Raw genomic sequence first — 240 nt, forward strand, 5'->3', positions numbered from 1 at the left:
GCGATTTCAGGAGTTTATGATTCTCTGTGGTTTACCAAGACTACGGAGGATCACATGGCCTGGACTGAAACCGCCCGGCGAGACTATGTCAGACGTGGCTTGCGCTATGCAAGCGATTGTACCGACGATGAGTGGGCAGTTGTTGCGCCGCTTTTGCAGCCGATGGGCAAAGTCGGCCGTCCGCGCGAGCATGATCCCCGCACATTGTGGAACGCAATCCAATACATCGCGACAACCGGC

Annotated in this window: 1 protein-coding gene; it reads left to right on the plus strand. The window is 56.2% G+C overall.

Translation table 11 applies throughout. The features are described 5' to 3' along the window. Positions 1–54: 54 nt before the first annotated feature. Positions 55–240 (plus strand): transposase (locus tag HWD97_RS24430; protein ID WP_371835834.1); only part of this gene is annotated, 186 nt, incomplete at its 3' end.

Source organism: Ochrobactrum sp. C6C9 (assembly GCF_022627935.1).
GTDB lineage: Bacteria > Pseudomonadota > Alphaproteobacteria > Rhizobiales > Rhizobiaceae > Brucella > Brucella teleogrylli.